This is a genomic window from Nocardia abscessus, assembly GCF_015477775.1.
GTDB lineage: Bacteria > Actinomycetota > Actinomycetes > Mycobacteriales > Mycobacteriaceae > Nocardia > Nocardia abscessus_A.
On the sequence record NZ_JADLQO010000017.1, the window covers coordinates 124,079 to 150,144 of the forward strand.

The 26,066-nt window shown below is 70.0% G+C and carries 30 protein-coding genes; 8 read left to right on the forward strand and 22 right to left on the reverse strand.

Going from position 1 to position 26,066, the window contains the following annotated elements; translation table 11 throughout:
* The first annotated feature begins 687 nt into the window (after positions 1-687).
* Both IU450_RS32295 and IU450_RS32300 read left to right on the forward strand, forming a co-directional pair.
* The gene (locus IU450_RS32295) at positions 688-1,308 is read left to right on the forward strand and encodes a low molecular weight phosphatase family protein (RefSeq protein ID WP_195153489.1); all 621 of its coding nucleotides are present in this window, start codon (positions 688-690) and stop codon (positions 1,306-1,308) included.
* Positions 1,309-1,471: 163 nt separating this feature from the next.
* Positions 1,472-1,897, forward strand: a complete 426-nt coding sequence (locus tag IU450_RS32300; RefSeq protein WP_195153490.1) for a hypothetical protein — start codon at positions 1,472-1,474, stop codon at positions 1,895-1,897.
* A 2-nt stretch (positions 1,898-1,899) separates the two neighbouring features.
* On the opposite strand, the gene IU450_RS32305 is transcribed toward IU450_RS32300, so the two are convergent.
* The 11 genes from IU450_RS32305 to IU450_RS32350 all read right to left on the reverse strand — a co-directional run bounded on the left by IU450_RS32305 (position 1,900) and on the right by IU450_RS32350 (position 13,655).
* Positions 1,900-2,712: an acyl-CoA thioesterase gene (locus IU450_RS32305; protein WP_228782459.1), complete on the reverse strand. Its 813-nt coding sequence runs from the start codon at positions 2,710-2,712 to the stop codon at positions 1,900-1,902.
* A 92-nt stretch (positions 2,713-2,804) separates the two neighbouring features.
* Positions 2,805-4,223 (reverse strand): pyruvate kinase, encoded by a 1,419-nt coding sequence (gene pyk / locus IU450_RS32310; RefSeq protein ID WP_195068570.1) that lies wholly within the window; start codon positions 4,221-4,223, stop codon positions 2,805-2,807.
* Positions 4,224-4,325: 102 nt separating this feature from the next.
* Positions 4,326-4,994 carry an amino acid ABC transporter permease gene (locus IU450_RS40235; RefSeq protein ID WP_195101296.1) on the reverse strand — a complete coding sequence of 223 codons (669 nt, stop codon included), beginning with the start codon at positions 4,992-4,994 and terminating at the stop codon, positions 4,326-4,328.
* Positions 4,995-5,006: 12 nt separating this feature from the next.
* Complete coding sequence (locus tag IU450_RS40240; RefSeq protein WP_228835443.1) at positions 5,007-5,732, reverse strand: amino acid ABC transporter substrate-binding protein; 726 nt, start codon at positions 5,730-5,732, stop codon at positions 5,007-5,009.
* A gap of 217 nt (positions 5,733-5,949) precedes the next feature.
* Entirely contained in the window at positions 5,950-6,444 is a 495-nt protein-coding gene (locus tag IU450_RS32320; protein WP_195153491.1) for a TM2 domain-containing protein, read from the reverse strand.
* A gap of 218 nt (positions 6,445-6,662) precedes the next feature.
* Positions 6,663-7,826, reverse strand: coding sequence for a prolipoprotein diacylglyceryl transferase (gene lgt, locus IU450_RS32325; protein ID WP_324197903.1), 1,164 nt, complete (start codon positions 7,824-7,826; stop codon positions 6,663-6,665).
* Positions 7,827-8,201: 375 nt separating this feature from the next.
* Entirely contained in the window at positions 8,202-9,002 is an 801-nt protein-coding gene (gene trpA, locus IU450_RS32330) for a tryptophan synthase subunit alpha (RefSeq protein ID WP_195153492.1), read from the reverse strand.
* Entirely contained in the window at positions 8,999-10,267 is a 1,269-nt protein-coding gene (gene trpB, locus IU450_RS32335; protein ID WP_195153493.1) for a tryptophan synthase subunit beta, read from the reverse strand. The genes trpA and trpB overlap by 4 nt, the downstream gene beginning before the upstream one ends.
* The gene (trpC, locus tag IU450_RS32340) at positions 10,264-11,082 is read right to left on the reverse strand and encodes an indole-3-glycerol phosphate synthase TrpC (protein ID WP_040777193.1); all 819 of its coding nucleotides are present in this window, start codon (positions 11,080-11,082) and stop codon (positions 10,264-10,266) included. The genes trpB and trpC overlap by 4 nt, the downstream gene beginning before the upstream one ends.
* Before the next feature lie 183 nt (positions 11,083-11,265).
* The gene (locus IU450_RS32345; RefSeq protein ID WP_324197904.1) at positions 11,266-12,048 is read right to left on the reverse strand and encodes a TIGR02234 family membrane protein; all 783 of its coding nucleotides are present in this window, start codon (positions 12,046-12,048) and stop codon (positions 11,266-11,268) included.
* 47 nt (positions 12,049-12,095) lie between these two features.
* Positions 12,096-13,655 (reverse strand): anthranilate synthase component I, encoded by a 1,560-nt coding sequence (locus IU450_RS32350; protein ID WP_195153495.1) that lies wholly within the window; start codon positions 13,653-13,655, stop codon positions 12,096-12,098.
* Positions 13,656-13,844: 189 nt separating this feature from the next.
* On the opposite strand from IU450_RS32350, the gene IU450_RS32355 reads away from it, so the two are divergent.
* The 4 genes from IU450_RS32355 (at position 13,845) to IU450_RS32370 (ending at position 16,038) form a co-directional block, all read left to right on the forward strand.
* Entirely contained in the window at positions 13,845-14,156 is a 312-nt protein-coding gene (locus tag IU450_RS32355; protein WP_195153496.1) for a hypothetical protein, read from the forward strand.
* A gap of 145 nt (positions 14,157-14,301) precedes the next feature.
* The gene (locus IU450_RS32360) at positions 14,302-14,757 is read left to right on the forward strand and encodes a peroxiredoxin (protein ID WP_195153497.1); all 456 of its coding nucleotides are present in this window, start codon (positions 14,302-14,304) and stop codon (positions 14,755-14,757) included.
* Between the two features lie 63 nt (positions 14,758-14,820).
* Positions 14,821-15,384 (forward strand): permease, encoded by a 564-nt coding sequence (locus tag IU450_RS32365; RefSeq protein ID WP_195153498.1) that lies wholly within the window; start codon positions 14,821-14,823, stop codon positions 15,382-15,384.
* A 201-nt stretch (positions 15,385-15,585) separates the two neighbouring features.
* On the forward strand, positions 15,586-16,038 hold the full coding sequence (locus tag IU450_RS32370) for a MarR family winged helix-turn-helix transcriptional regulator (protein WP_195153579.1): 453 nt from the start codon (positions 15,586-15,588) through the stop codon (positions 16,036-16,038).
* Between the two features lie 11 nt (positions 16,039-16,049).
* On the opposite strand, the gene hisI is transcribed toward IU450_RS32370, so the two are convergent.
* From hisI to IU450_RS32400, 6 genes are all read right to left on the reverse strand, one after another.
* Positions 16,050-16,397: a phosphoribosyl-AMP cyclohydrolase gene (hisI, locus tag IU450_RS32375; protein WP_195153499.1), complete on the reverse strand. Its 348-nt coding sequence runs from the start codon at positions 16,395-16,397 to the stop codon at positions 16,050-16,052.
* A 51-nt stretch (positions 16,398-16,448) separates the two neighbouring features.
* The gene (locus IU450_RS32380; RefSeq protein ID WP_195153500.1) at positions 16,449-17,393 is read right to left on the reverse strand and encodes a TIGR03564 family F420-dependent LLM class oxidoreductase; all 945 of its coding nucleotides are present in this window, start codon (positions 17,391-17,393) and stop codon (positions 16,449-16,451) included.
* A 59-nt stretch (positions 17,394-17,452) separates the two neighbouring features.
* Positions 17,453-18,226, reverse strand: a complete 774-nt coding sequence (gene hisF, locus IU450_RS32385) for an imidazole glycerol phosphate synthase subunit HisF (protein WP_195153501.1) — start codon at positions 18,224-18,226, stop codon at positions 17,453-17,455.
* A 4-nt stretch (positions 18,227-18,230) separates the two neighbouring features.
* Positions 18,231-19,046, reverse strand: coding sequence for an inositol monophosphatase family protein (locus IU450_RS32390; protein WP_195153502.1), 816 nt, complete (start codon positions 19,044-19,046; stop codon positions 18,231-18,233).
* Positions 19,043-19,774, reverse strand: a complete 732-nt coding sequence (gene priA, locus IU450_RS32395; protein WP_043689526.1) for a bifunctional 1-(5-phosphoribosyl)-5-((5-phosphoribosylamino)methylideneamino)imidazole-4-carboxamide isomerase/phosphoribosylanthranilate isomerase PriA — start codon at positions 19,772-19,774, stop codon at positions 19,043-19,045. Before priA ends, IU450_RS32390 begins: the two co-directional genes overlap by 4 nt.
* Before the next feature lie 76 nt (positions 19,775-19,850).
* On the reverse strand, positions 19,851-20,300 hold the full coding sequence (locus tag IU450_RS32400; protein ID WP_195153503.1) for a MarR family winged helix-turn-helix transcriptional regulator: 450 nt from the start codon (positions 20,298-20,300) through the stop codon (positions 19,851-19,853).
* Between the two features lie 99 nt (positions 20,301-20,399).
* On the opposite strand from IU450_RS32400, the gene IU450_RS32405 reads away from it, so the two are divergent.
* Positions 20,400-20,918 (forward strand): nuclear transport factor 2 family protein, encoded by a 519-nt coding sequence (locus IU450_RS32405; protein ID WP_195153504.1) that lies wholly within the window; start codon positions 20,400-20,402, stop codon positions 20,916-20,918.
* Here IU450_RS32405 and IU450_RS32410 read toward each other — a convergent pair whose 3' ends face one another.
* On the reverse strand, positions 20,919-21,422 hold the full coding sequence (locus IU450_RS32410) for a hypothetical protein (protein ID WP_195153505.1): 504 nt from the start codon (positions 21,420-21,422) through the stop codon (positions 20,919-20,921).
* 227 nt (positions 21,423-21,649) lie between these two features.
* On the opposite strand from IU450_RS32410, the gene IU450_RS32415 reads away from it, so the two are divergent.
* The gene (locus tag IU450_RS32415) at positions 21,650-22,111 is read left to right on the forward strand and encodes a hypothetical protein (protein WP_195153506.1); all 462 of its coding nucleotides are present in this window, start codon (positions 21,650-21,652) and stop codon (positions 22,109-22,111) included.
* Between the two features lie 41 nt (positions 22,112-22,152).
* On the opposite strand, the gene hisH is transcribed toward IU450_RS32415, so the two are convergent.
* The 4 genes from hisH to hisD are packed head-to-tail and all read right to left on the reverse strand — an operon-like array spanning position 22,153 to position 25,913.
* Positions 22,153-22,788: an imidazole glycerol phosphate synthase subunit HisH gene (gene hisH / locus IU450_RS32420; protein ID WP_195153507.1), complete on the reverse strand. Its 636-nt coding sequence runs from the start codon at positions 22,786-22,788 to the stop codon at positions 22,153-22,155.
* Complete coding sequence (hisB, locus tag IU450_RS32425) at positions 22,785-23,399, reverse strand: imidazoleglycerol-phosphate dehydratase HisB (protein ID WP_043689549.1); 615 nt, start codon at positions 23,397-23,399, stop codon at positions 22,785-22,787. The genes hisH and hisB overlap by 4 nt, the downstream gene beginning before the upstream one ends.
* A gap of 46 nt (positions 23,400-23,445) precedes the next feature.
* A complete protein-coding gene (locus IU450_RS32430) occupies positions 23,446-24,579 on the reverse strand; it encodes a histidinol-phosphate transaminase (protein WP_195153508.1) in 1,134 nt (377 codons plus the stop codon).
* On the reverse strand, positions 24,576-25,913 hold the full coding sequence (gene hisD / locus IU450_RS32435) for a histidinol dehydrogenase (RefSeq protein WP_195153509.1): 1,338 nt from the start codon (positions 25,911-25,913) through the stop codon (positions 24,576-24,578). The genes IU450_RS32430 and hisD overlap by 4 nt, the downstream gene beginning before the upstream one ends.
* Between the last annotated feature and the right edge of the window lie 153 nt (positions 25,914-26,066).

Here is a 26,066-nt window from a genome sequence, read left to right on the forward strand (position 1 = left end):
GGCGTTGTCTCCCCAACTTCACTGATGGTGCGCGGTTGCGTTGCGTTGGACACAACGGGGCGTCGTGCCCTGGCGACTGCTGGGGCTCGTCGCTCCCTGAGGGATGCATCAATCACCGTGGGGTGCGTGTTGCGGATAGCCGGGTCAGCCGTACCGGACAGCCGGGCACCCACGACGGGACCGGGCCGCGCCGCACCGGAACTGGGGGCGGAAGTTCCCGCAGGGCTCCGGTGGCGGCGGAATCCGGCAGGAGGTCCACTTCGCCTGTCGCGGCGTCGATCACGTGTACGGCGACAGGGAGACGTCAAACGGGCTCGCGCGGTTCGCACCTGTCGCCGCCTCGGGCGGTCGCTGGTCTCCACCTGCGGTCGGGTCCAGGACAGACCAGCCCCATCGAGCACGTCGTGAGCGAATCCTTTTACCAGGGCGGCGAATCCGGGTAGTCTGCGCACGCGTCATATCACGGAGTAATCACAGAGCAGCGTTTGAATGCGTGCGCCCCGGGTACTGCAAGCAGGAGAATCCCAACCGCATCACTCCGCGGAGTGACGTACGTCGCAGGCCAGAGGCCGAAAGCGGCGAGCTTCGTGTACGGCGCGCTACGAGCAGATGAATATGTTGTTCCCACATGTGGGACTAACGACTTGGGACCGTCTGGTAGCTTCCGTGCCCCTTATCGTGTTCTGTATGCACGTCCTGTTCGTCTGCAACGGCAACGTTTGCCGTTCGGTGATCGCCGAGCGGCTCACGCGCGCCCTCGCGGTCGAATACGATCTCCCCTACCTCACCGCCGAGAGCGCGGGAACCCGTGCGCTGGTCGGATTTCCGGTCGAGCCGCTCGCCGCGCAGACCATCGCCGGACTCGGCGCCGACCCGGGTAATTTCCGCGCCCGTCGCCTGAAGCCGGAGATGATCGACAAGGCCGACCTGGTCCTCACGATGACCGAGCAGATTCGCGACCAGGTTATCGATTTGGCCTTCGGTGCGGGCCCGCGCACCTTCACGCTGCTGGAGGCACACCGCATCGCCCACGTCACCGGGGCGCGCACGGTCGCCGAATTGCACCAGGCGCGCAATGATCTGTCGCTGGTCGGGCGGGAGAACATCGCCGACCCGGTCGGTTTGTCCGCCCAGGCGTTCTGCGAGGTCGGAGACCGGATCGCCGAGACACTGGTGCCGCTGCTGCTGGCGCTCGCCCCGCACGAGCAGCCGCGCTGGCCACACGACGAGCGCCGCGGGCTGGTGATCCGTCCCGGCGGCGCGCCCGCACCGCTGGCGACCTTCCTCGCCGCCCAACGCACCAGGTGATCGCCGGCGCCGCCGCGGACAACCACACGGCGTGACGCAGGTCGACACGTCGCGCGTCAACCTGTTACCACCCGGCTATGTCCATTTCCGTCCCGGACGCACTAAACTCCCGCCGGACAACACTCTCCGCCGTTGCTGGTTCGACACAGGACAGGAATCAGACATGCCGAAACGCATTTCGGATGTTTCGCTCCATGTTTATGTGACACCGGAAATCCTCGAACGCGTCGTCGACACCGTGCGCGCGGTGGTCGACGAACACCTCGCCGACCGCGACGTGTTCGCCTGGCGCTTCACCTTGCCGGTCGACGCCGACGACCCGGCCCACGCGGCTCTCGAGAACAGCTCCGACAGCGATCCGTCCTACGAGGGTTCGGACGACCGCAGCACCTACGAGATCGCGCTCAGCCTGGTCGGGGCGCCGGATCAACTGACCGACGACCACATGGCGGCGCTGGAACGGCAACTGCTGCACGGAATCTCCGAGCTGGCGCGAACCGAGCCGGGACGCGGGATCCCGGTCTCGATCCGCGCTTCACAGCGCACCGACGTCGATCTCGACATCGATCGCCACCACGAACTGCTGTAGTCCTAGCGCCGCGCGGGGAAGTGGCGGATGAGTCCCTCTTGCACCGTGGTGGCCAGCAGATCGCCGCTGCGGGAGTAGAAGCGCCCGGTCGCCAGGCCACGGGAACCCGCGGCTACCGGTGACTCGGTGCAGTACAGCGCCCACTCGTCGAAACGGAACGGGCGGTGAAACCAGATCGAGTGGTTCACCGTGGCCGCGATGATGCGGTCCAGACCCCACGACAGCCCATGGGTGGTGATGATCGAGTCCAGCACCGTGGTGTCGGAAGAATAGCCCAGCGTCGCCACGTGGATCAGCGGATCGTCGGGCAGCTTGCCGTCCGCGCGCATCCACACGCGGTTGTGGTTGAGCCGCTCCCCCGTTCCCTTCAGGATCCACGCCGGGTCGTTGGTGTATCGCATGTCGATCGGATGCGGCGCCTTCACGAACATCTCCAGCTTGTCCTCCAAGCCTTCGAAGCTCTCCTCCACCCGCGGCAGCGTCTCCGGGTCCGGCACCTCCGGCTGGGCGTGCGCGTGCTCGAGTCCCGTGCCCCAATCCTGGAACGCGGCGAGCATCACGAACAGCTCCTGGCCGTCCTGGCTGGCGGTGACCGTGCGGTTGGCGAACGCCCGCCCGTCGCGATGACGGTCGACCCGGTACTCGATCGGCTTCTTCACGTCGCCGCCGCGCACGAAATGCGCGTTGACCGCGTGCACCGGACGGTCACCGACCGTCCGGCCCGCCGCGATGATGGCCTGCGAGACGAGCTGCCCGCCGAAGGTCCGGCTCCACACCTTCTCCGGGTGCTGGCCGACGAACACGTCCTCGTCCATCTGCTCGAGATCGAGCAGACCCAGCAGCACATTCAGGTCGGAGTGGTGCGCGGGCGGCTCCGCGACGTCGACGGAGCTGCTCAGGGAACTCACTAGTGGTCCTCCTCACCGATTCGGTGAACGTGGATCAGGTTGGTGGACCCGACGGTACCGGGCGGCGACCCGGCCACGATGACCACCAGGTCACCCTTCTGGTATCGGTCCATCGACAGAAGTGCTACATCCACCTGGTGGATCATCGCGTCGGTGCTGTCGACGGTCGGCACGATGAAGGTCTCGGTACCCCAGGTCAGCGCGAGCTGGCTGCGCACCTCCGGCAGCGGCGTGAACGCCAGCAACGGCAGCGGAGTGTGCAGCCGGGCCAGGCGGCGCACCGTGTCGCCCGACTGGGTGAACGCGACCAGCGCCTTGGCGTTGAGCCGCTCGCCGATGTCGCGGGCGGCGTAGGAGATCACGCCGCGCTTGGTGCGCGGCACGTGGGTCAGCGGCGGGACCCGGGTCGACTCGGTCTCCACCGCGTGCACGATGCGCGCCATGGTGCGCACCGTCTCGATCGGGTACCTGCCCACCGAGGTCTCGCCCGACAGCATCACCGCGTCGGCGCCGTCGAGCACCGCGTTCGCCACGTCCGAGGCCTCCGCGCGGGTGGGGCGGGAGTTCTCGATCATCGACTCCAGCATCTGCGTGGCGACGATGACCGGCTTGGCGTTCTCGCGAGCCATCTGGATGGCGCGCTTCTGCACGATCGGCACCTGCTCGAGCGGGAGTTCGACGCCGAGATCGCCGCGCGCGACCATCACCGCGTCGAAGGCCAGGACCACGGCCTCCAGGTTGTCGATCGCCTCCGGCTTCTCCAGCTTGCCGATCACCGGCACCCGGCGGCCCACCCGGTCCATCACGTCGTGCACCAGCTCGACATCGGACGGGGAACGCACGAACGACAGCGCGATGAAGTCCACGCCGAGCTTCAGCGCGAATTCGAGGTCCTCGATGTCCTTCTCCGACAGCGCGGGAACCGACACGTCCATACCCGGCAGCGAGACGCCCTTGTTGTTGGAGACCGGACCGCCCTCGGTGACCCGGCAGACCACGTCGTTGCCGTCGACGCCGGTCACGGTGAGCCCGACCTTGCCGTCGTCGACCAGCAGCCGGTCGCCGGCCTTGGCGTCCTGCGCCAGTTCCTTGTACGTGGTGGACACGCGGTCGTGGGTTCCGTCGATGTCGTCGACGGTGATGCGGACCTCTTCACCCGTCGCCCAGACGGTTTTGCCTTCCAGGAAGCGACCGAGGCGGATCTTGGGACCCTGCAGGTCGGCGAGAATGCCGACAGCCCGGCCGAGGTGGTCGGAAGCCTGACGCACCTTCTTGTAGTTCTCGGCATGGTCCGCGTGCTCGCCGTGACTGAAGTTCAGCCGAGCTACGTCCATACCGCTCTCGACGAGTTCGCGGATACGGTCCTCGGTGGCAGTGGCCGGTCCGAGCGTGCACACAATCTTCGTCCGTCGCATCACGGGTAGAGCCTAGTCCCGCTCGGTACCCAGGGCCCGCCGTGGCCATGGTGAATCCTTGGTGAAAAAAATGAACGGCGGCGCGTAGCAGGTACAAACGGATACTCAGCGGGCGACATGACGGGCCAATCTCGTTTCCAGCCGGGTCTGCCCGAACCCGAGGATCAGGCAGATCACCCAGTAGTACAGTGCCGCGACGCCGTAGAGAGCGAAGAAATCGAAGGTCGGCGCCGCCGCGAGCTGGGCGACGCGCAGCAGTTCGGTCACCAGGATGGTCGAGGCCAGCGAGGTGTCCTTCACCAGGGAGATCAACGTATTCGACAGCGGCGGCACGGCGATCCGCGCGGCCTGCGGCAGGATGATCAACCGCAGCATCATCGGGTAGGACATGCCGAGCGCCTGCGCCGCCTCCCACTGGCCGGTCGCGACGCTGAGGATGGCGGCGCGCACCACTTCGGCCGCGTACCCGCCGACGTTGAGGCTGAACGCGATCACCGCGGCGGGAAACGGGTCGATGACGATATCGAACTGCGGCAGCGCGTAGAACACGATGAACAACTGCACCAGCAGCGGTGTACCGCGGATGATCGAGATGTAGCAGCGGGCCGCCGCCGACAGCGGCCACACCGCCGACATCCTGGCCAGCGCGACGAACAGCGCGAGGACCAGGCCGATGGCGAAGCTGATCGCGGTGAGCGGCAGCGTCTTGGTGACGGTGGCCTGCAGCATCGGCCACAGGTTGTGCCAGATGAGATCCCGGGTGGCGGCGTCCATGAACGATGCCGGCTACCGGCTGACGTCGGTGCCGAAATACTTCTCGGAGATCTTCGCCAGGGTGCCGTCGGCACGCAGCTGGTTCAGCGCGTTGTCCACGTCGGTGATCAGCGCGTCGCCCTTGCGCGCGGCGAATGCCTGCTTGCTCTCCGATCCGGTGCGCGCCGCGATCTTCACGCTGGTGTCGCCGGTCTTCTTGGTGTACTCGGCGACGGCGAGATTGTCGTTGACGGTGGCGTCGACACGGCCGTTCTTCAGCAGCTGGACGGCCTGCACGAAGCCCTCGACGGCCTCGACCTTCGCGCCCGCCTCGGTGGCGACCTTGCTCCAGTTGCTGGTGGCCGACTGTGCGCAGGTCTTCCCGCGCAGGTCGGCGAGGCCTGCGATGGCGTTGTTGTCGGCGCGGGTGACGATCACGCCCGCCGAGGTGGTGTAAGGCGACGACAGCGCGTACTTGACCGTGCGCTCCTCGCTCACCGTAACCTGGTTCGCCACCAGGTCGAAGCGCTTGGACTCCAGGCCCGCGAAGATGGCGTCCCACGGCGTCTGCACGAATTCGACCTTCTTGCCGAGTTTGTCGCCGACCGCCTGGATCACCTCCACGTCGTAGCCGGTGAGCTTGCCGTCGGAGCCCTGGAAGCTGAACGGGGCGTAGGTGCCCTCCGTGCCGACCTTCAGCACGTTCGGGTCGCTGGCGCCGCAGGCGCTCAGCCCGGTGGCGGCGACGATGGCGAGCATGGCGGCGGCGAACAGCTTACGACGCACGTAATCCCTCTCTTCGGTGCGTGGGGCTCCACACACGGCACGCGAATCCGGTCATGCTACGCCCGGGTTCACCCGACCGACAGTATCGCGATCATCGTGCGCGAAAGAGTTGTGCTCGTCGATTTCGCCGCAGACGCCGGAGGCGGGCACTTTCGTGCCCGCCTCCGGGTTTCCGTCCCTACCGCCGCATTCAGTCGCGCAGCGGGCGGCCCTGCGCGTCGGGAACCTTGCCGACCAGGATCATGATGCCGTCGATGAGCCCCCAGATACTGCCGAGGCCGCAGGTCACGATCGTGACCGCCAGCTGAGCGATGCCCAGGCCGGTGTAACCGAGGTAGAAGCGGCCCACGCCGAAACCACCGAGGAAGATCTGCAGGAGGCCCGCGATGAGCTTCTGCTTGTCCGACAGCGGTACGCCGAAGGGATCGCGGCCCCACGGCGCCTCCGGGTCGTTCGGGTTGTAGCCCTGGGGGCCGCCCGGGTACGGCGCGGGCGGGTAGCCGCCCGGCTGCTGACCGTAAGCGTCAACGGGCTGGCCGTACTGCGGCTGGCCGTAGGGGTCCGACGGCGGGCTGTACTGCGGCTGACTCTGCGCGTCCAGCGGCTTGGTCAGATCCGGTCCGGTGCCGGGCGGGCCGTACTGCGGTCCCCCGGCGCCCGGATTCTGCTGGTAAGGGTCGGTCACTCATGTCCTCCTCATTAGTGCGGGCACCCTCTTGTCGGCCCCCGGCCAAGCTGGATCGCCGAACTGCCGCTCGCGACGATCACGAGTCATTGTCACCGGGATCGACCGGGTTGTCGCCCCCGGAGCGTTCGGCCCCGCGAGTAGTTATCGCAGCGGATCGCCGGATCGTTGCCGTGGAGATGAATTCGCTGTCGGCGGCTACGAATCTCCCCGAACGATCAGCTCTTGTCCGAAGCGGGCTTTCCCGAATCCGTCTTGTCCGAGGCGGTCTCGGCGGTCCCGGCCCCGGACCCGGCGGCCTCGTCCGTGGACCGCCCGCCCGGCTCAGGAGCACGGGACTCGGCATCGGGCACCACGCCCTCGGACGCGGCGGTATCGGTCCCGGTCTCGGATGGGGCGGTGTCCGAGGGCTTCTCGGCCGATACCGCACCTGCGGCACGCAGCGCGCCGATCTGCCACGGCCATGGGCGCGGGCTCGCACCGGGCTGCAACTGCTCGGGCGTCTCGCGGCCCTTCGTCGCGAACACGAAGTAGGCGATCGCGCCCAGGAACACGACCGCGGAGGTGAACGAGTTGATCCGGATGCCCGCGATCTTCGTCGCCTCGTCCGCGCGCATCAGCTCGATGAAGAACCGGCCGAAGCAGTAACCGGCGACGTACAGCGCGAACAGTCGCCCGTGGCCGATCCGGAATCGCTTGTCCACGTAGACCAGCAGCACGACGACGAGCACGTTCCACAGCAGCTCGTAGAGGAAGGTGGGGTGCACGACCTTCTCCACCACGCCGGTGGAGGCGCCGTTCATCATGTCGAGCCGGCCGTCGTCGCCCACCCGCCGGTAGATCTCCAGACCCCACGGCAGGTCGGTCTCCCGCCCGTAGAGTTCTTGGTTGAAGTAGTTGCCGAGCCTGCCGATGGCCTGGGCGAGCAGGATCGGCGGGGCCACCGCGTCACCCAAGGCGGGCAACGGGATCCGGTATATCCGGCAGCCGATCCACGCACCGATGCCGCCCAGCAGCACCGCGCCCCAGATGCCGAGCCCGCCTTGATAGATCTTCAGCGCGTCGACCGGATCGCCGTCCGCGCCGAAGTACTTCTGCCAGTCGGTGGCCACGTGGTAGAGCCTGCCGCCGACCAAACCGAACGGCACCGCGAACATCGCGACGTCCAGGATCGCGCCGGGCTTCCCGCCGCGAGCGCGCCAGCGCCGTTCGCCCCACCAGATCGCGACGACGATGCCGAGGATGATGCACAGGGCGTACGCCCGCAGCGGGAACGGCCCGAGTTGCCACACGCCCCGCGCGGGGCTGGGGATGTAGGCCAGCACGGCGCCGCTGACGCCGCCGTCGGCCAGGACACTGTCTGCGAGGACTCGTAAGGTCACGGGGCCACCGTAGCGGAGATGCCCGACCGCCCCGCCACCACCGCACCGCCCTCGTCGTGACCGGGCTCACCACCGCCGCGCCGAGCGCGCCCGCGGAGGTTGATCTCAGATCAGGGGGGCGGCCGGAGCGCGACCGCGCGGAACCCAGGGCGATTGCCGGGCACGACCCGGCTGATGACGGCGTTCATCACCGACAACAGCTGGATCCGCTCGCGTGCCCTCGACGAAGCGCAGCCCACGCTCACCAGCGCCGAGGATCGCAGCGTCTCCGGGGCCACCGGGGTGCGATCGCATGGAGCATGCGGATCGGACGTCGAGGTTCCGTATCCGCTGAGACGGCGCGGCGATGGGGTCCTCGGCGCCGCGAATCGGGTTCTACGAGGCGACGGTTGCCGACCGCACGCCGTCGGCGAGTTCCGCCGTGAGTGCCCGCACCGCGTCCAGTCCCTGGCCCGCCGCGCTCACCAGCGCAGAGCCGACGATGACGCCGTCGGCGTAGGAGGCGATCTCGGCGGCCTGCTCGCCCGACCGGACGCCGAGACCGACACCGATCGGGATGTCGGAGTGGGCCCGGATGCGGGCGCACAGGGCGGGCGCGGCCGAGGAGACCACGTCCCGCGCACCGGTGACGCCCATCGTGGAGGCCGCGTAGACGAAGCCGCGACTGGCCTCGAGCGTCTTCACCAGGCGCTCCTCGGTGGACGACGGCGCGACCAGGAAGATGCGGTCCAGGTTGTGCGTGGACGAGGCGATGAACCAGTCATCGGCCTCCTCCGGAATCAGGTTCGGGGTGATGATGCCCGCGCCACCGGCGGCGGCCAGATCCCGTGCGAAGTTGTCGACGCCGTACCTGAGCACCGGGTTCCAGTAGCTCATCACGACGGCCTTGCCGCCCGCGGCGGTGATCGCCTCGACCACGGAGAACACGTCACGCACGCGCACGCCGCCGCGCAGCGCCTGTTCGGCGGCGGCCTGGATGGTCGGGCCGTCCATCACCGGGTCGGAGTAGGCGACGCCGACTTCGACGATGTCGCAGCCGGCTTCGACCATCGCGCGCACGACCTCGATCGAACCGGCCAGGTCGGGGTAGCCCGCGGGCAGGTAGCCGATCAGCGCCGCGCGGCCCTCGGCGCGGCAGGCGGCGAAGGTGTTCGCCAGGCGGGACTGCTGGCTCACTGGTCGGCCTCCTGCGGCTCGGTGTCGAACAGCCCGAACCACCGTGCTGCCGTGTCCATGTCCTTGTCGCCTCGGCCGGAGAGGTTCACCAGGATGATCGCGTCCGGGCCGAGTTCCTTGCCCAGTTGCAGCGCGCCCGCCACCGCGTGCGCCGACTCGATCGCGGGAATGATGCCCTCGCTGCGGCTGAGCAGCAGCAGCGCGTCCATCGCCTCGGTGTCGGTGATCGGCCGGTACTCGGCACGGCCGACGTCCTTGAGGTAGGCGTGCTCCGGGCCGACACCCGGGTAGTCCAGGCCCGCCGAGATCGAATGCGACTCGATGGTCTGGCCGTCCTCGTCCTGCAGCAGGTAGGAGTAGGCGCCCTGGAACGCGCCCGGCGTCCCGCCGGTGAACGTGGCCGCGTGCCGCCCGGTGTCGACGCCGTCGCCTGCCGCCTCGTATCCGATCAGCCGGACGTCGGCGTCGTCGAGGAACGCGTGGAAGATGCCGATGGCGTTGGACCCGCCGCCGACGCAGGCGACGACCGCGTCGGGCAACCGGCCGGTCGAGGCCTGGACCTGGGCGCGGGCCTCCATACCGACGATGCGCTGGAAATCGCGCACCAGCATCGGGAACGGGTGCGGGCCCGCGGCGGTGCCGAAGCAGTAGTAGGTGTCCTCGGCGTTGGTCACCCAGTCGCGCAGCGCCTCGTTGATGGCGTCCTTGAGCGTCTGCGACCCGGAGGTCACCGAGACCACCTCGGCGCCGAGCAGGCGCATGCGCGCCACGTTCAGCGCTTGGCGCGCCGTGTCGACCGCGCCCATGTAGACGACGCACTCCAGGCCGAGCAGCGCGCAGGCGGTCGCGGTGGCGACGCCGTGCTGGCCCGCGCCGGTCTCGGCGATCACCCTGGCCTTGCCCATCCGCTTGGCGAGCAGCGCCTGACCGAGCACGTTGTTGATCTTGTGCGAGCCCGTGTGGTTCAGATCCTCGCGCTTGAGCAGGATGCGGGCGCCGCCCGCGTGCTCGGCCAGGCGCGTGCACTCGAACACCGGCGACGGACGGCCGGTGTAGTCGCGCTGCAGCCGGTCGAGCTCGTTGAGGAAGGAGTCGTCGAGCCGGGACTTCTCGTACTCGGCCGTCACCTCTTCGATGACGGCCATCAGCGCCTCGGGGACGTGCCTGCCGCCGTAGACGCCGAAGTGGCCGCCCGCGTCCGGCTCGTGGCCGCTGCGCTGGGCGACGCCGTCACTGGCCCGTGGTAGTGCCGCCACGCCCGTCACCGGCCCCGCCGCGCGGGCTTCGGGCAGGACGGGTGGGTGCCCGCGGTCACCAGCTCGGAGACCGCCGCACGGGGGTCGCCGCTGGTCACCAGTCCCTCGCCGACGAGGACGGCGTCCGCGCCCGCGCCCGCGTAGGCCAGCAGGTCGGCGGTGCCGCGGATGCCGGACTCGGCGATCCGGATGACCTCGGTGGGCAGTCCCGGCGCGATCCGCGCGAAGACGTCACGATCGACCTCGAGCGTCTTGAGGTTGCGGGCGTTCACGCCGATCACCGACGCGCCCGCCTCCAGCGCGCGGTCGGCCTCCTCCTCGGTGTGCACCTCGACCAGCGCGGTCATCCCCAGCGACTCGGTGCGGTCGATCAGGGAGGACAGCACGTCCTGCTCCAGCGCCGCGACGATCAGCAGGATGACGTCCGCGCCGTGCGCGCGCGCCTCGTGGATCTGGTAGGGACCGACGACGAAGTCCTTGCGCAGGATCGGGATGTTCACCGTGGCGCGGACCGCGTCCAGGTCGTCGAGCGACCCGTTGAAGCGGCGGCCCTCGGTGAGCACGCTGATGATCCGCGCGCCGCCGTCTTCGTAGGCCTTGGCCAGGCTCGCCGGGTCCGGGATGTCCGCCAGCTCGCCCTTGGACGGACTTGCTCGCTTGACCTCGGCGATCACGCCGATGCCGTCCTCGAGCAGCGCCGCGCGGGCGTCCAGCGGCGCGGGCGCGGCCGCGGCGGCCGCCTTGACCGCCTGGAAGTCGAGAAGGGCTTCCCGAGCGGCCACATCCGCGCGGACCCCGTCGAGAATCGAGTCGAGTACCGTCATCTGGCTCGAATCCTTTCTGGGGAGACGGACTTGCTACCTGAGAATCCCCCCAGGCGCTGTCTCACCGATGCTGACAAAGAATAAATGGACCTACCGGGCGCGTTCGCGCCGGGGCTGGGGTTGAACCACGCGGAAGGGCTCAGCGCAAGGTGGCACCCGCCACATCCGCCGCGCGGGAACTGCTCAGCGGCCATGTCGGCCCGCCTCGCCGTGGTCCGGATCGTCCCGAGGCGGCTGCCCGCCCTCGGCTTCCTCGGTCGGGTCGGTGCCCGCGTCCAGCGCGTCCCACAGCACGCGCTCGGACAGTTGCGGCGAGGACGGCTCGTCCGAGGACCGCGCGCGCCGCTGGGTGACCTCCGCCGTGGCGGCGGCGCGCCGGAAGACCGGATTGTCGTACTTGCCCGACAGTCGCGCCGCCTCGGCGGGCATGCGCGCCAGCAGCGCGCCCGCGCCGAATGCGGCGATCGCGCCGAGCAGCGCGAGCACGGCCGGGAACGCCGATGTGGTCGCCGTCTCGACCTGGGCGCGCGCCGGGAGCTCGGCGAGTTTCGCGGCCCGCTCCGCGGTCTTGCCGGAGCCGGTCAGCAGGGCGAAAGCGGGCACCGCGGCCACGGCGGCGACCAACGCGATCAGCACGCCCACCACCCGGCGCAACCAGCCCCTGGTGGCCAGCACGGCCGCGATCGAGGCGAGCAGCACCAGCGCCAGCGGCGTCAGCGCGCCGAACCACACCCCGCCGTTGAGGTGATCGGTGCGCGGCTGGGTGAGACCGTCCGACGACGACAAAGTCACCCAGGTCATCCGGGACGAAGCCCACAGCGCCGCGGCGGCCATGGCGAGCAGCACGACCGCGCCCACCGGATACTTCCGGCCGGAAACGCTTTCCTCGGTGGAAGATCCAGGAGGCGCGGCCGAACCCTCCACCGGGGGGACGGATTCCGGCTCTGTCGTGGCGCCGATGTCCACGGCGGGCTCCCGGGCCCGGGCTGGTTCGCCTTCAGGGTGGGCAGCCGTCATAGTGGTCCGCCGTTCGCCGCGTCGGGCTCCGTGCCGTAGGCCCGCACCGTTCCGGCCGCCGCGATCGCCTTGAGCACCGCCATCGCCTTGTTGCGCGATTCCACGTCCTCGTACTCCGGATCCGAGTCCGCGACGACGCCCGCGCCCGCCTGCACGTAGGCCGTGCCGTCCTTCAGCAGCGCGGTACGGATGGCGATGGCGGTATCGGCGTCACCGGCGAAGTCCAGGTATCCGACGACGCCGCCGTAGACGCCGCGGCGGGTCGGTTCGAGTTCCTCGATCAGCTCCATCGCGCGCACCTTGGGCGCACCGGACAGGGTGCCCGCCGGGAAGCACGCCCGCACCGCGTCCAGCGCGATCCGGCCGGGCGCCAACCGGCCCGACACCGTCGACACCAGGTGCATGACGTGGCTGTAGCGCTCGATGTGCCGGTACTCGGTGACCCGCACGGTGCCCGGCTCGCACACCCGGCCCAGGTCGTTGCGGCCGAGGTCGACGAGCATGAGGTGCTCGGCGTTCTCCTTCTCGTCGGCGAGCAGGCCCTTCTCCAGCAGCAGGTCCTCCTCCTCGGTGCCGCCCCGCCAGCGAGTGCCCGCGATCGGGTGGGTCGTCGCCACACCGTCCTTCACAGTCACCAGCGATTCCGGGCTGGAGCCGACGATCGAGAACGCCGTGCCGCCCTCGCCGTCCGGGATGTGCAGCAGGTACATGTACGGACTGGGATTGGACGCGCGCAGCATCCGGTACAGGTCGATGGGCGCCCCGTCGTAGTCCATCTCGAAACGCTGCGACAGCACCACCTGGAAAGCCTCGCCCGCCTCGATCTCCTTGACCAGACGGCGCACGCCCGCGCCGAACTCCTCGGTGGTGCGCTTGCGCCGGTAGCGGGGCTCGGGCTGGTCGAACACCGAGACGGTGGAATCGGCGGGCGCGCCGAGCGCGGCGGTCATCCGGTCCAGCCGGGCCACCGCGTCGTCGTAGGCCTCGTCGACGCGCTCGGCGGTGCCGTTCCAGTTGACCGCGTTGGCGATCAGCGTGATGGCGCCCTCGTGGTGGTCGAACGCGGCCAGGTCGGTGGCCAGCAGCAAGACCATCTCCGGCAGCCGCAGGTCGTCCAGCGCCAGGCTGGGCAGCCGCTCGATCCGGCGCACCGCGTCGTAGCCGAGGTAGCCGACCATGCCGCCGGTCAGCGGCGGCAGCCCGGGCAGGCGCTCGGTGCGCAACAGTTCCAGCGTCTCGCGCAGCGCGACCAGCGGATCGCCGCCGGAGGGCGCGTCGACCGGGATGCTGCCCAGCCAGGCCGCCGCGCCGTCGACGACGGTCAGCGCCGAGGGACTGCCCGCGCCGATGAACGACCAGCGCGACCACGACCGCCCGTTCTCCGCGGACTCGAACAGGAAGGTGCCTGCCCGGTCACCGGCGAGTTTGCGGTAGGCCGACAGCGGAGTCTCGGAGTCCGCCAGCACCTTTCGGATCACCGGGACCACCCGGTGCTCCGCGGCCAGCTGATGGAACTGCTCGCGGGTCGTGGTGGTGGGAGTGGACGCGCCTGGCATGCACTCATCATCCCAGGCCGGGCCGATCGACCGGTGAGCGGTGCCGGTGACACGGCGAGGGACGCGACAAACCCGACAAATCAGGTCGACCGTCCGGTTCCCACGCGCCCGCGGGAGGTGTGGTGGCGCTCACTACACTCGCGCCCGTTCCACGTCGCATGCGGTATCCATCTCGAGAGGAAACAACTGATGTACCCCTCGCAATCGGTAGCGCCCGAGGGCCCTCGGCACGTCGCGGGCCCCAGCGTCCCGCACCTGCGCGCTCCACGGGCAGCGGGCACGAACCATCCGGCCCACCCCCACGCCGCCCCGAGCAACGCGCTCGCGTCCTTCGTCACCTACGTCAAAGCACTGGAGTCCCTGGACAAGAACCGTTTTCCCGACGAGTACGCCGTCCACAGTCACCGCATCAAGGAGCTGAAGCCGTTCTTGCGGGCCCACGGCATCCTCGACGTGATGGCCATCAAGAACCCTGAGGTGGCCGCGCTCATCGGCGCGTAGCCGCGCCGCGCACCACCGGTTCGTGCCCGGCCACCGACGTGGCGATCCGATCGCAGCGGCGCATCGACGGGCACGAGCACCGGGTTCGTCCCTCGCCCCGAGCGAGATACCCGATTCGACCAAGCGCCCGGTAGTGTGCCCGGGTATGCAGCAAGGACAGCTCGCCCCCGATTTCGAGCTTCCCGATCAGTCCGGCACCCTCCGTTCGCTCGACAAGCTTCTGGCGGACGGCCCACTGGTCCTCTTCTTCTATCCGGCGGCCAACACGCCCGTGTGCACGGCCGAGGCCTGTCATTTCCGTGACCTCGCCGCCGAATTCGCCGCGATCGGCGCCACCTGTGTCGGCATCAGCACCGACAACGTGGACACGCAGGCGGGATTCGCCGAGAAGCAGCGCCTCGGCTACCCGCTGCTCTCCGACGCCGACGGCGCGGTCGCCGCGAAGTTCGGCGTGAAGCGCGGCCTACTCGGCAAACTCGCGCCGGTGAAGCGGCAAACGTTCGTCATCGACACCGACCGCACCATCCGCAAGGTCATCACCGGCGAGTTGCGCGCCGCGGTGCACGCCGACGAAGCACTGAACTACCTGCGCACCAAGTAGCGGACGCGACGCGCCGCGTTCGCGCAGCCGCTGCCCGGCGACGGCGCGGCCTAGGCTGGATTCATGACTTCGACCGAGGTTCAGCCGGGCGGGCGCAAACCCACGGCAGCCGTCTGGCGTACGCGGATCATCGGCGGCGCCGCACTCTTGGCCGTCCTCGTCGTCCTCTACTTCATCCTGTCCGCGTTCATCCCGCGCTGGTGGGCGCAGCGGGTGGGCTCGGCGGTGCACGGCAGCTTCGCCAGCGGCATCAAGTGGGGCCTGTTCTACGGCGGAATATGTACCGCCGTCACACTATTCCTGCTGCTGTTCGCCGTGCTGGTGTGGCGGCGCAAGGCGGGCAGGTTCCTCGCGGGGGCGGCCGCGGTCGTCGCGATCCTGTTCTCGATTCCCAACCTGATGACGCTGACCATCGTGCTGGGCAACAGCAGCGCCGCCCACGCCGGCGAGCGGATTCTGGACGTCGACGCGCCCGCCTTCCGCGGCGCCGCGCTGGTCGGCGCCGTCATCGCGACGCTGCTGTTCCTCCTCGTGGTCGCGCTGTTGCTGCTGCGCAGATGGCGCCGCACGCACCCGTCCACGCCGAAGGCCGAAGGCCGAACGGACACGCCGCCACCGGCTGTGTGAGTGAACTCACCACACGCAGCATCTTTATGACGGTCGAGCGAAGTCGTGGCAAACTCGATGTCGCGGGTGACTGTGCACAACTTTTTCGACAATCACTAGGACTACGAACAAAACCACGTCACTTGGCTCGAAAGAAGGCACACAGTGACGAAGTGGCTCGACCCCGTGGAGCAACGCGCTTGGCGCTCGATAGTAGCGCTGATGACGCGGCTGCCAGGAGCCTTGGATACGCAACTCCAGCGCGAGTCCGGCGTGACGCATTTCGAGTACTGGGTATTGACCCTGCTGTCGGAGGAACCGGGGCACCGCCTGCAGATGAGTGAGCTTGCCCACAAGGCAAATGCATCGCTATCGCGGTTGTCGCATGTGGTGTCCAAGCTGGAGCGCATGGGCTGGGCCCAGCGCTCGGCGACCGCCGGGCGGCGCGGCGTGCACGCCGTGCTCACCGACGAGGGATTCCGGAAGGTCGTCGAGGCCGCGCCGGGCTATCTGGCGGCCGTGCGGCACTTGGTCTTCGACGGTTTGGACGACGCGCAGAAAGCCCAGGTCGCCGAGCTCGGCGAGCTGCTGGCCGAGCGGCTCGCCGGCGCGCTCGACCAGCTCGGCGCACTCGCCCCGGCGAATCGGGACGAGCACCGCCCGAACGGCGTCTAGCCCGGCGCGGGTCAGGACCGCGCGGGCAAGAGCAGGTCCGAGTCGAAACAGGTGTGTGTGCCGGTGTGACAGGCCGCGCCCTCCTGATCGACGACCAGCAGGATCGTGTCGCCGTCACAGTCGAGCCGCACTTCGTGCACGTATTGGGTGTGACCGGAGGTCTCGCCTTTGACCCAGTACTGCCGACGGGAGCGCGAGTAGTACGTCGCCTTCCGGGTTTCCAGCGTGCGTGCCAGCGCTTCGTCATCCATCCACGCGACCATCAGCACGTCACCGGTGGCGCGTTCCTGCGCGACGGCCGACACCAGCCCGGCGTCGTTGCGCTTGAGACGGGCGGCGATAGCGGGATCGAGACTCATAGCACCGTTATAACAGGGGCGTGCGGAGGCAGGCGCACCCGGAGTAAAAGGTCAGCGCATGCGGGAGCGCCGCAGGTCGCCGAGCACCTCCCAGGTGCGCCGCTGGTCCTGCGGGGTGGTCAGATCGGTCTGCGAGAAGACCACCTCCGTCGCGCCCGCCGCGAAGTATTCCGCGACGCGGGAGGCGATCAGCTCCTCGTCGCCGATCACCACGAGATCCGCCGCCCGCGACGCGCCGGACAGCTCGATCACCCGGGCATAGGACGGGATGTCGTCGTAGAACGCCGTCTGGGCCGCGGCGGCCGCGCGCGCGGCGTCGAGGTCGGCGGTGACCACGCCGGGGACCAGGACGGTGATCCGCGGCGCGGGCCTGCCTGCCCGTTCTGCCGCGGTGGTGAGCGGCGCGACGACGTGCTCGGCCAGCGCCTTCGGACCGATCAGGAAGGGCAGGGTGCCGTCGGCGAGCTCACCGGTGACGCGCAGCGCCTGCGGTCCCATGGCGGCCACCAGGATCGGCACGGCCGGGCGCGCCCCGGCCACCGCGGCGGGCAGCGGGGCGGCGGCGGTGAGCGTCTCGCCGTGGAAGTCCACCGTGCCGGTGTGCAGCACGGTGCGCAGGGCGGTGAGGAACTCGCGCAGCCGGGTGATCGGCCGGTCGAAGGAGCCGCCGAACGCCGGTTCGGCGAAGGACCTCGCGCCGAGGCCTAGCCCGAGGGTGAACCGGCCCCCGGTGGCCGCCTGCGCGGTCTGCGCCTGACCGGAGATCAACAGTGGATGACGCGCCGTGATCGGCACCGCGGAGGTGCCGACCGCGAGTTCGGGCACCGCGCGGCCGACGATCCCGGCCAGCGCGATGGCGTCGTGGCTGAACGTCTGGCCGAACCACAGCGACGAGACTCCGGCGGCGGCCGCCGACTCGCCCAGCGACACCGCCGCGTCCACGGCGTTGTCCGTGGCGTCGAGGGCGAACGGGGACAGTGCGATTCCGATGCTCATGCCCGATGCAACCGCACCGGCCCGGTCCGCCTTCCGGCTCGGCGGATTCCCGCCGATCGCTACCGGATGACGATCTTCTCCGCCCGCATCGAATCCTTGACCTGGCCGATGGTGAGGTCACCGAAGTGGAACACGCTGGCCGCGAGCACCGCGTCGGCGCCCGCGTGCACGGCCGGGGCGAAGTGCTCCACCGCGCCCGCTCCCCCGCTGGCGATCACCGGAACCGTGACGGCCGCCCGCACGGCACGGATCATCGGCAGGTCGAAACCGGCTTTGGTGCCGTCGGCGTCCATCGAATTCAGCAGGATCTCGCCGACCCCGAGTTCGGCGCCGCGCACCGCCCATTCGACGGCGTCGATGCCGGTGCCGCGTTTGCCGCCGTGCGTGGTCACCTCCCAGCCGGAGGGGGTGGCCGGCTGCCCGTCCGGGACGGTGCGCGCGTCCACCGACAGCACGATGCACTGGGAGCCGAATCGCTCGGACATCTCGCGCAGCACCTCCGGCCGCGCGATCGCGGCGGTGTTCACCGAGACCTTGTCCGCGCCCGCGCGCAGCAGGCGGTCCACGTCCTCGACGGTGCGCACCCCACCGCCCACGGTGAGCGGGATGAAGATCTGCTCGGCGGTGCGGGTCACCACGTCGATCATGGTGCCGCGGTCGCCGGTGGAGGCGGTCACGTCGAGGAAGGTCAGCTCGTCGGCGCCCTGCGCGTCGTAGAGGGCGGCCAGTTCGACGGGATCACCCGCGTCGCGCAGGTTTTCGAAGTTGACGCCCTTGACCACCCGTCCCGCGTCGACGTCCAGACACGGGATCACTCGTACGGCCAACGTCATTGCCTCACCCTTCCTCCACGGCCGCCGGGTCGGCGACCGCGCAGATCATGTCGAGCAGTTCTTCGTGCACGCCGGGCGCGGCCGCGAGGACGGAGCCTGAGGTGATGGTCCACGGCCTGCCCACCAGGTCGGTGACCACCCCGCCCGCCGCGCGCACCAGGGCGACCCCCGCCGCGTTGTCCCAGGGATGGTGTCCGAACACGATCGTGCCGCCGAGCACGCCGGACGCGGTGAACGCCAGATCGATGCCGGTCGAGCCGTGCATGCGCACCCGGGACGACAGCCGGCTCAGCGGGCCGAGCAGGTCGAAGCGGAACTGTCCGGGGATGCGGCCGTGCGAGTCGACGTTGAACGTGCCGAAGCCGATCATGGCCTCGGCGAGCTTGCCGTGCGGCAGCGGCGGCAGCGGCTTGCCGTCCAGCAGCACGGGGCCGCCGGCCATGGCGGAGTAGCGGCGGCCCAGCAGCGGCAGCCAGGTCAGGCCGAGCACCGGTTCCCCGTCCCGCACCAGCGCGAGCAGCATGCCCGAGAGCGGGTGCCCGGACGAGTAGTTGAAGGTGCCGTCGATCGGGTCGAGCACCCATGCGGTGCCGGAGGTGAGCTGCGGGCCGCCGAACTCCTCACCGTGCACCTCGATGCCGGTGCGCCGCCGCAGCTCGGCGGACACCGTGCGTTCCAGTTCCAGATCCAGCTCGGTGGCGAAGTCGTTGCGGCCCTTGGCCACCGCGCTCGGCGCGCCGATGCCCTCGACGAACCGAGAGCGCACCGAGTCCAGGACCTCGCTCGCCTCCGCGAGCAGTCTCGACAGCTCCTGGGTCATCTCACCGCGGCCAGCGCCTCGGGCAGGGTGAACCGGCCCGCGTAGAGCGCCTTGCCGACGATCGATCCCTCGACGCCGTCCGGCACGAGTTCGGCGATCGCGACCAGGTCCGCGATGGTGGACACGCCGCCGGAGGCGATGACCGGGGCGTCGGTGGCCGCGCAGACCTCACGCAGCAGGTCGAGGTTCGGGCCGGTGAGCGTGCCGTCCTTGGTCACGTCGGTCACCACGTACCGCGAGCAGCCGTCGCGTTCCAGGCGCTCGAGCACCTCCCACAGGTCGCCGCCGTCGCTGACCCAGCCGCGGCCGCGCAGCCGGTACTCGCCGTCGATGATGCGCACATCCAGGCCGACGGCGATGCGCTCGCCGTGCCGGGCGATGGCCTTCGCGCACCACACCGGGTCCTCCAGCGCGGCGGTGCCGAGGTTGACCCGGGCACAGCCGGTGGCCAGTGCCGCCTCCAGGCTCTCGTCGTCGCGAATGCCGCCGGACAGTTCCACCTTGACGTCGAGTTCACCGACGACGCCCGCGAGCAGCTCCCGATTCGAGCCGCGCCCGAAGGCCGCGTCCAGGTCGACCAGATGCACCCATTCCGCGCCGGCTTCCTGCCAGGCCAGCGCCGCCTCGCGAGGCGAGCCGTAGCTGGTTTCGCTTCCGGCCTCTCCTTGCACGAGGCGCACGGCCTCTCCGTTGGCGACATCGACGGCGGGTAGCAGCACAAGACTCACGAGAGCAGCCTAGTGGTTACCCGGCGGCGTCCGGGTGCTGGGCCTGGGCGGATGCGACCTCGATCACCGGCGCGGGTCAGCCGCGGTGGGCGTCCAGGATGCGGGTCAGCAGTGTGACCAGGGTGCGCCGGTCCCCCGCGGAGAAGCCGGCGAGCAACTCGTCCTGAGCGACCGCGAGGCGCTCGTCCAGCTCGTCCAGGTGCCGGGCGCCCGCGGCGGTCAGGGTCACGATGTTGCGGCGCCGGTCGGCGGGATCGGAGCTGCGCTCGACCAGCCCGCGGGCGGCGAGATCGTTCACCGCCGCGACCACGTCGCTGCGGTCGATGCGGGTGCGCCTGCCCAGCTCCGCCTGGCTGGCCGGGCCGAACTCCCCGAGTGTGGCAAGCAGCGCGAAGTGGTGACGCCGGGAGCCGGTGGGCTCCAGCGCCCGCTCGGTCGCCCGATTCGCCACCAGCGCGACCTGATTGACCAGCCTGGTGGGCAGGACCCGGAGCCGTCCCGCGGCGTCTTCGTGCGCGATGTCCATGCGGCCACCCTAACAAGACTTGTTGGCGTCCCCCACGGTTTGATACGTTGGTAGCGCCAACGTTGGAAACGCCAACATTCTTCGCGAAAGGCTATTACGATGCGCAAGATTCGCTCGGTCCTCCCCGTGCTGGTTCTCCCCTTCGCCGCCCTGACCGCCGCCTGCACCGCCGCCTCCGCGACCCCTGCGCCAGAGGTGCGCGAACTGATGGACCGCCAGCAGATCACCGCTCTGGTCGACCGGCTAGGCCGCGCCTTGGACGAGGGCCGCTTCGACGACCTCCGGGCGATCTACACCGCGGACGCGACCGCGAAGACGCCCGGCGGCACGGCCCAGGGCCGCGACGCGCTGATCGCCCAGGCGAGCCGAAACCACGGCGACGACAAACGCATCCAGCACGTCATCGGCAATGTGCTGATCGACCTGCGCGGCGACGCGGCCGATGTCCGGGCCAACCTGATCGCCACCTTCGCGCCCGCCGCCGCCGACGGGACGATTCCGCAGCCGCAATACACCCTCGGCGAGATCTACCGCTTCGACGCGGTGCGCACCGGAGAAGGCTGGCGCCTGTCCCGGGTGCAGACCACCCCGATCTGGTCCACCGGCACCCGGCCGTGATCAGCGGGTGGCGAGCACGCGTGCGCGGTAGCAGGCCAGGGCGGCGAGCACCGCGCACAGTGCCGTCACCGCGGCGGCCGCGATCCGCAGGCCCTGTCCGATCTGGAACTCCGTCGCCGCGCGTTCGATCTCGGCGAGCGTGTGCGCGTGCCGGTCGTCGAACAGGATCGACGCCCGCGGCCACAAGTAGAGGACCGACAGCAGGAACTGCCCGCTGAGCAGAGCGGCGAGCGAGAAACCGAGCCATCGGCGTCCGACCCGGTAGGCCAGCGACACCACGCCCGCGATCGAGGCGCACAGCGTCAGCGCCGCGCCGAGCGGGCGCATGACGTCACCGACGGCGACGGTGCTCATGAATCGCTCGGTCAGCTCCAGCGATTCGGGAATGTCGTGAAAAATGTTGGGGTACAGCAGCAGCGTCTCGGCCGCGGTCGTCCCGAAAACGAAGCACGCGACGACGGCATAGCCGGTGATCACCGTCAGCGGAACAGTGACGCTTCTCATATCGACCTCCTCCCGTCGACCGTAGGTCCGGGCCGCCACTCGCGGATCCGGAGCGAGCCCCCATAGACGGGTCAGGGTCTACCCGGAACCACCGTCCCGCGCGAACCGGCTGGAGCACCTAGGTGAAGCCCGCCGCTGGATCGCCGCGGCACGGGCGGCGCGGGCGGTATCGTCTCCGCTCGGCGATCACCCCCGGTCGCCGCTTCCACCTCGCACCGAGGAAGTGCATGTCACGATCCAAAATCGCTGCCGCCCTGTCGCTTTCGGCAGCAGCCTGCTCCGCGGCCTTCGTCGCCGCACCCGCAGCCACCGCCGCACCGCCCGAGGAGGCGCGCCTGGCGGGATGCGAATTCGGCTCCGCCGCGGCGACATACGACTACGCGCGGTTCGGCGAGCACGCCCGCAGGATGCTCGACCTCAGCACCGGAGAGTTCCGCGCCGAGTTCGAGAACTTCCGCGGCAATATCCAGTCGAGCGCGGAGGCCGCGCACATCCGCGCCGAGGCCAACTCGGCCGACTGCCGCGTCGTCTCCGGCGACGACAGCCGGGCCGAGGTGGACGTCGACGTGGTCCGGACGGTGACCAGCGACGAGACCGACGGGCTCCCGCAGACCAGCCGCATGGCCATGACCGTGACGGTGGACAACGTCGACGGACGCTGGCTGGTCAGCAAGGTTCGCTCGCGCTGACCCGGCAGGATCCCGCGCACCCCCGGTGCGCGGGATTCGCCCTACAGCGCGTTCACCCAGTTGCGCAGCAGGTGGGCGCCCGCGTCACCGGACTTCTCCGGGTGGAACTGGGTCGCCGACAGCGGGCCGTTCTCCACCGCCGCCAGGAACGGCACCCCGTGCTCGGCCCAGGTCAACTTGGGCGCGGCGAAATGCTCACCGGGCGGAAGATCCCAAGCCTGGGCAGCGTAGGAGTGCACGAAGTAGAAGCGGGTGCCGGTGTCGAGGCCCGCGAACAGAACGCTGTCGGACGGAGCGGAGACGGTGTTCCAGCCCATGTGCGGCAGCACTGGAGCGGACAGCCGCTCGACCGTGCCGGGCCATTCGGCGCATCCGTCGGTCTCCGCACCGAACTCGACACCCCGTTCGAAGAGGATCTGCATGCCGACGCAGATGCCGAGCACCGGACGTCCGCCGGCCAGCCGCTGACCGATCAGACGCTCACCCCGCACCCCGCGCAGTCCCGCCATGCAAGCGGCGAACGCCCCGACGCCCGGCACGACCAGCCCGTCGGCGGCCAGCACGACCGCCGGGTCGGCGGTCACCTCGACGCGCGCGCCCGCCCTGGCCAGCGCCCGTTCGGCCGAGTGCAGGTTGCCCGAGCCGTAATCCAGCAGCGCCACGGATTTCGCGGTCACAGCGTTCCCTTCGTCGACGGGACCCCGCTCACCCGCGGGTCGGGTTCCACCGCGGCGCGCAGTGCGCGCGCCACCGCCTTGAATTCGGCCTCGGTGACGTGGTGCTGATCGCGTCCGTAGAGCACCCGGACGTGCAGGGCGATGCGCGCGTTCAGCGCGATCGACTCGAATACGTGGCGGTTGAGCACGGTGGAATACGGCGCACCGGGACCGGAGCCGGGGATCACCGTGTGGACCAGGTGATCCGGCTCGCCGGTGTGCACGCAGTAGGGGCGGCCGGACACGTCGACTGCGGCGTGCGCCAGCGTCTCGTCCATCGGGATGTAGGCGTCGCCGAACCGGCGGATGCCCGTCTTGTCGCCCAGCGCCTTGCCGAGTGCCTGACCGAACACGATCGCGGTGTCCTCGACGGTGTGATGCGCCTCGATCTCGATGTCACCCTCCGCGCGCACGGTCAGGTCGAAGCTCGCGTGTGCGCCGAGCGCGGTCAGCATGTGGTCGTAGAACGGCACGCCGGTGGCGATCTCGGTCTTGCCGGTGCCGTCCAGATCCAGCTCCACGAGGATGCTGGATTCCTTGGTGACCCGCTCCACCCGGGCGGTCCTGCTCATGTTGACGTCCAATCGGGGTTGTCGCCGAGACTTTCCCGGCGCTGGTTCATCGCGGTGCGAGGTCGGTGCCCGCCAGCAGGCCGCTGACCCGCAGCAGTTCGTCGTTCTCGGCGGCGAGGCCGATGGTGGTGCGCAGGTAGCCGGGGATGCCGACGTCGCGGATCAGCACGCCGTGGTCGAGATAGCGCTGCCAGGTGCGCGCGGCGTCGGCGAAGCGGCCGAACAGCAGGAAGTTGGCGTCGCTGGGGATCACGTCGTACCCCTGCTCCCGCAGCGCCGCCGCCACCCGGTCGCGCTGCGCGGCCAGTTCGGCGACGCTGCCAAGGGTCTCCTCGGCGTGCCGCAGGGCCGCGCGGGCGGCGACCTGGGTGACCACCGAGAGGTGGTAGGGCAGCCGCACCAGCAGCATCGCGTCGATCACCGCGGGCGCGGCGACCAGGTAGCCGAGCCGCCCCCCCGCGAACGCGAACGCCTTGCTCATCGTCCTGGTCACCACGAGTTTCGCCGGGAACTGCGCGATCAGCCCGATGGCGCTGGGCTGTGCCGAGAACTCGCCGTAGGCCTCATCCACCACCACGATGCCGGGCGCGGCGGCGAGGATGCGCGCCAAGTCCTGCCGCGGGATGCTGTGCCCGGTGGGGTTGTTCGGACTGGTCACGAACACCACGTCGGGCCTGCGCTCGGCGATGGCGGCCAGTGCGTGGTCGATGTCGAGGGAGAAGTCGGCGCTGCGCTTGGCCTCGATCCACTCGGTGTCGATGCCCTCGGAGATGATCGGGTGCATCGAGTAGGAGGGCACGAAACCCAGTGCGCTGCGGCCCGGTCCGCCGAAGGCCTGCAACAGCTGCTGCAGGATCTCGTTGGAGCCGTTGGCCGCCCAGACGTTGCCGGTGTCCAGCGCGATGCCGGTCTGCGTGGTCAGATACCGCGCCAGGTCGGTGCGCAGCGCGACGGCGTCGCGGTCCGGGTAGCGATGCAGGTCGGCGGCGGCCGCGCGGATCGAATCGGCCACGTCGTCGATCAGCGCCCGGCTCGGCGGGTGCGGGTTCTCGTTCGTGTTCAGCTGCACGGGAACCGTCAATTGCGGTGCGCCGTACGGCTTCTTGCCGCGCAGGTTCTCCCGCAGCGGCAGCTCGTCCAGGGTCAGCTCCGCGCCGGGCGCGCTCACCGCGCGCGTCACGACAGCGCCTCGAAACGCGCCTGCACGGCCTGGCCGTGCGCGGGCAGGTCTTCCGCGTTCGCCAGCGCCACCACGTGACCCGCCACGTCCTTCAGCGCCGCTTCGGTGTACTCCACGACGTGGATTCCGCGCAGGAAGGTTTGCACGCTCAGCCCGGAGGAGTGCCGTGCGCACCCCGCGGTCGGCAGCACGTGGTTGGAGCCCGCGCAGTAGTCCCCCAGGCTGACCGGCGCGTACGCGCCGACGAACACCGCTCCGGCGCTGCGCACCCGGGCCGCGACCGCGGGCGCGTCCGTGGTCTGGATCTCCAGGTGTTCGGCGGCGTAGGCGTTCACCACGCGCAGGCCCTGCTCGATGTCATCGACCAAGACGGTGCCGGACTGCTTGCCGCGCAGCGCCTCGCTCACCCGGTGGGCGTGCTTGACCACGGTCAGTTGCATGGTCAGCGCCGCGTCCACCGCGTCGGCCAGCTGCTCGCTGTCGGTGACCAGCACACTGGCGGCCAGCACGTCGTGCTCGGCCTGACTGATCAGGTCGGCGGCGACGTGCACCGGATCGGCGGTCGCGTCGGCGAGGATGGCGATCTCGGTGGGGCCCGCCTCGGCGTCGATGCCGACCAGGCCGCGGCACAGCCGCTTCGCGGCGGTGACGTAGATGTTGCCCGGCCCGGTGATCAGGTCGACCGGCTCCAGCTGCGCGCCGTCGGTGTCGAGGCCGCCGTAGGACAGCAGGGCGATGCCCTGGGCGCCGCCGACCGCCCACACCTCGTCGACGCCGAGCAGTTGCGCGGCGGCGAGGATGGTGGGGTGCGGAAGCCCGCCGAACTGCGCCTGCGGCGGCGAGGCCACCACCAGCGAGCCGACGCCCGCGGTCTGCGCGGGCACCACGTTCATCACGACGCTGGACGGGTAGACGGCGTTTCCGCCCGGCACGTACAGGCCGACCCGTTCGACGGGCACCCAGCGCTCGGTGACGGTGCCGCCCGGCACCACCTCGGTGGTCTTGTCGGTGCGCCGCTGATCGGCGTGCACCTTGCGCGCCCGGGCGATGGACTCCTCCAGCGCCGCGCGGACCGCCGGGTCCAGCCGTTCCAGCGCGGCTTCCAGCTCGGCCGCGGGCACCCGCACCGTCGGCGGGATCACTCCGTCGAAGCGCTCGCTGAACTCCAGGGCCGCCGACACACCCTGATCACGGATCGCCTCGACCACCGGACGCACCTGATGCAGCACCGAGTCCACGTCGACTCCCCCACGCGGCAGCGCGGCGCGCAGCTCGGCGACGGAGGGAGTACGACCGCGCAGATCGACGCGGGCGAGCTCGATGCGGGATGTCATGTGGTGTCGGTCCTTGTCTCCAGCTGATTCCGCAACAGGAAAGTTGCAGCTACCAGCCTAATGGGCCGACGCCAGCCGTTATCGGTGTGGTCCGCGACTGCCGAGCCGCTCCCGTGCCATATTCGCCAGGTCAGCCCGCTGGTGAGCTGTTCG

What these genes read in the sequence shown, in the direction of transcription:
- IU450_RS32380 (WP_195153500.1), bottom strand. Translation starts at nt 17,393, where the DNA reads ATGAGCATCGGAATCGCACTGTCCCCGTTCGCCCTCGACGCCACGGAC.
- IU450_RS40240 (WP_228835443.1), bottom strand. Translation starts at nt 5,732, where the DNA reads ATGCTCGCCATCGTCGCCGCCACCGGGCTGAGCGCCTGCGGCGCCAGC.
- hisD (WP_195153509.1), bottom strand. Translation starts at nt 25,913, where the DNA reads ATGACATCCCGCATCGAGCTCGCCCGCGTCGATCTGCGCGGTCGTACT.
- IU450_RS40235 (WP_195101296.1), bottom strand. Translation starts at nt 4,994, where the DNA reads ATGGACGCCGCCACCCGGGATCTCATCTGGCACAACCTGTGGCCGATG.
- IU450_RS32355 (WP_195153496.1), top strand. Translation starts at nt 13,845, where the DNA reads ATGTACCCCTCGCAATCGGTAGCGCCCGAGGGCCCTCGGCACGTCGCG.
- trpC (WP_040777193.1), bottom strand. Translation starts at nt 11,082, where the DNA reads ATGACGGTACTCGACTCGATTCTCGACGGGGTCCGCGCGGATGTGGCC.
- IU450_RS32360 (WP_195153497.1), top strand. Translation starts at nt 14,302, where the DNA reads ATGCAGCAAGGACAGCTCGCCCCCGATTTCGAGCTTCCCGATCAGTCC.
- IU450_RS32405 (WP_195153504.1), top strand. Translation starts at nt 20,400, where the DNA reads ATGCGCAAGATTCGCTCGGTCCTCCCCGTGCTGGTTCTCCCCTTCGCC.
- hisI (WP_195153499.1), bottom strand. Translation starts at nt 16,397, where the DNA reads ATGAGTCTCGATCCCGCTATCGCCGCCCGTCTCAAGCGCAACGACGCC.
- IU450_RS32300 (WP_195153490.1), top strand. Translation starts at nt 1,472, where the DNA reads ATGCCGAAACGCATTTCGGATGTTTCGCTCCATGTTTATGTGACACCG.
- IU450_RS32370 (WP_195153579.1), top strand. Translation starts at nt 15,586, where the DNA reads ATGACGCGGCTGCCAGGAGCCTTGGATACGCAACTCCAGCGCGAGTCC.
- hisB (WP_043689549.1), bottom strand. Translation starts at nt 23,399, where the DNA reads ATGAGCAGGACCGCCCGGGTGGAGCGGGTCACCAAGGAATCCAGCATC.
- IU450_RS32350 (WP_195153495.1), bottom strand. Translation starts at nt 13,655, where the DNA reads ATGCCAGGCGCGTCCACTCCCACCACCACGACCCGCGAGCAGTTCCAT.
- IU450_RS32410 (WP_195153505.1), bottom strand. Translation starts at nt 21,422, where the DNA reads ATGAGAAGCGTCACTGTTCCGCTGACGGTGATCACCGGCTATGCCGTC.
- IU450_RS32305 (WP_228782459.1), bottom strand. Translation starts at nt 2,712, where the DNA reads ATGGACGAGGACGTGTTCGTCGGCCAGCACCCGGAGAAGGTGTGGAGC.
- IU450_RS32400 (WP_195153503.1), bottom strand. Translation starts at nt 20,300, where the DNA reads ATGGACATCGCGCACGAAGACGCCGCGGGACGGCTCCGGGTCCTGCCC.
- IU450_RS32365 (WP_195153498.1), top strand. Translation starts at nt 14,821, where the DNA reads ATGACTTCGACCGAGGTTCAGCCGGGCGGGCGCAAACCCACGGCAGCC.
- IU450_RS32390 (WP_195153502.1), bottom strand. Translation starts at nt 19,046, where the DNA reads ATGACCCAGGAGCTGTCGAGACTGCTCGCGGAGGCGAGCGAGGTCCTG.
- hisF (WP_195153501.1), bottom strand. Translation starts at nt 18,226, where the DNA reads ATGACGTTGGCCGTACGAGTGATCCCGTGTCTGGACGTCGACGCGGGA.
- IU450_RS32295 (WP_195153489.1), top strand. Translation starts at nt 688, where the DNA reads ATGCACGTCCTGTTCGTCTGCAACGGCAACGTTTGCCGTTCGGTGATC.
- IU450_RS32415 (WP_195153506.1), top strand. Translation starts at nt 21,650, where the DNA reads ATGTCACGATCCAAAATCGCTGCCGCCCTGTCGCTTTCGGCAGCAGCC.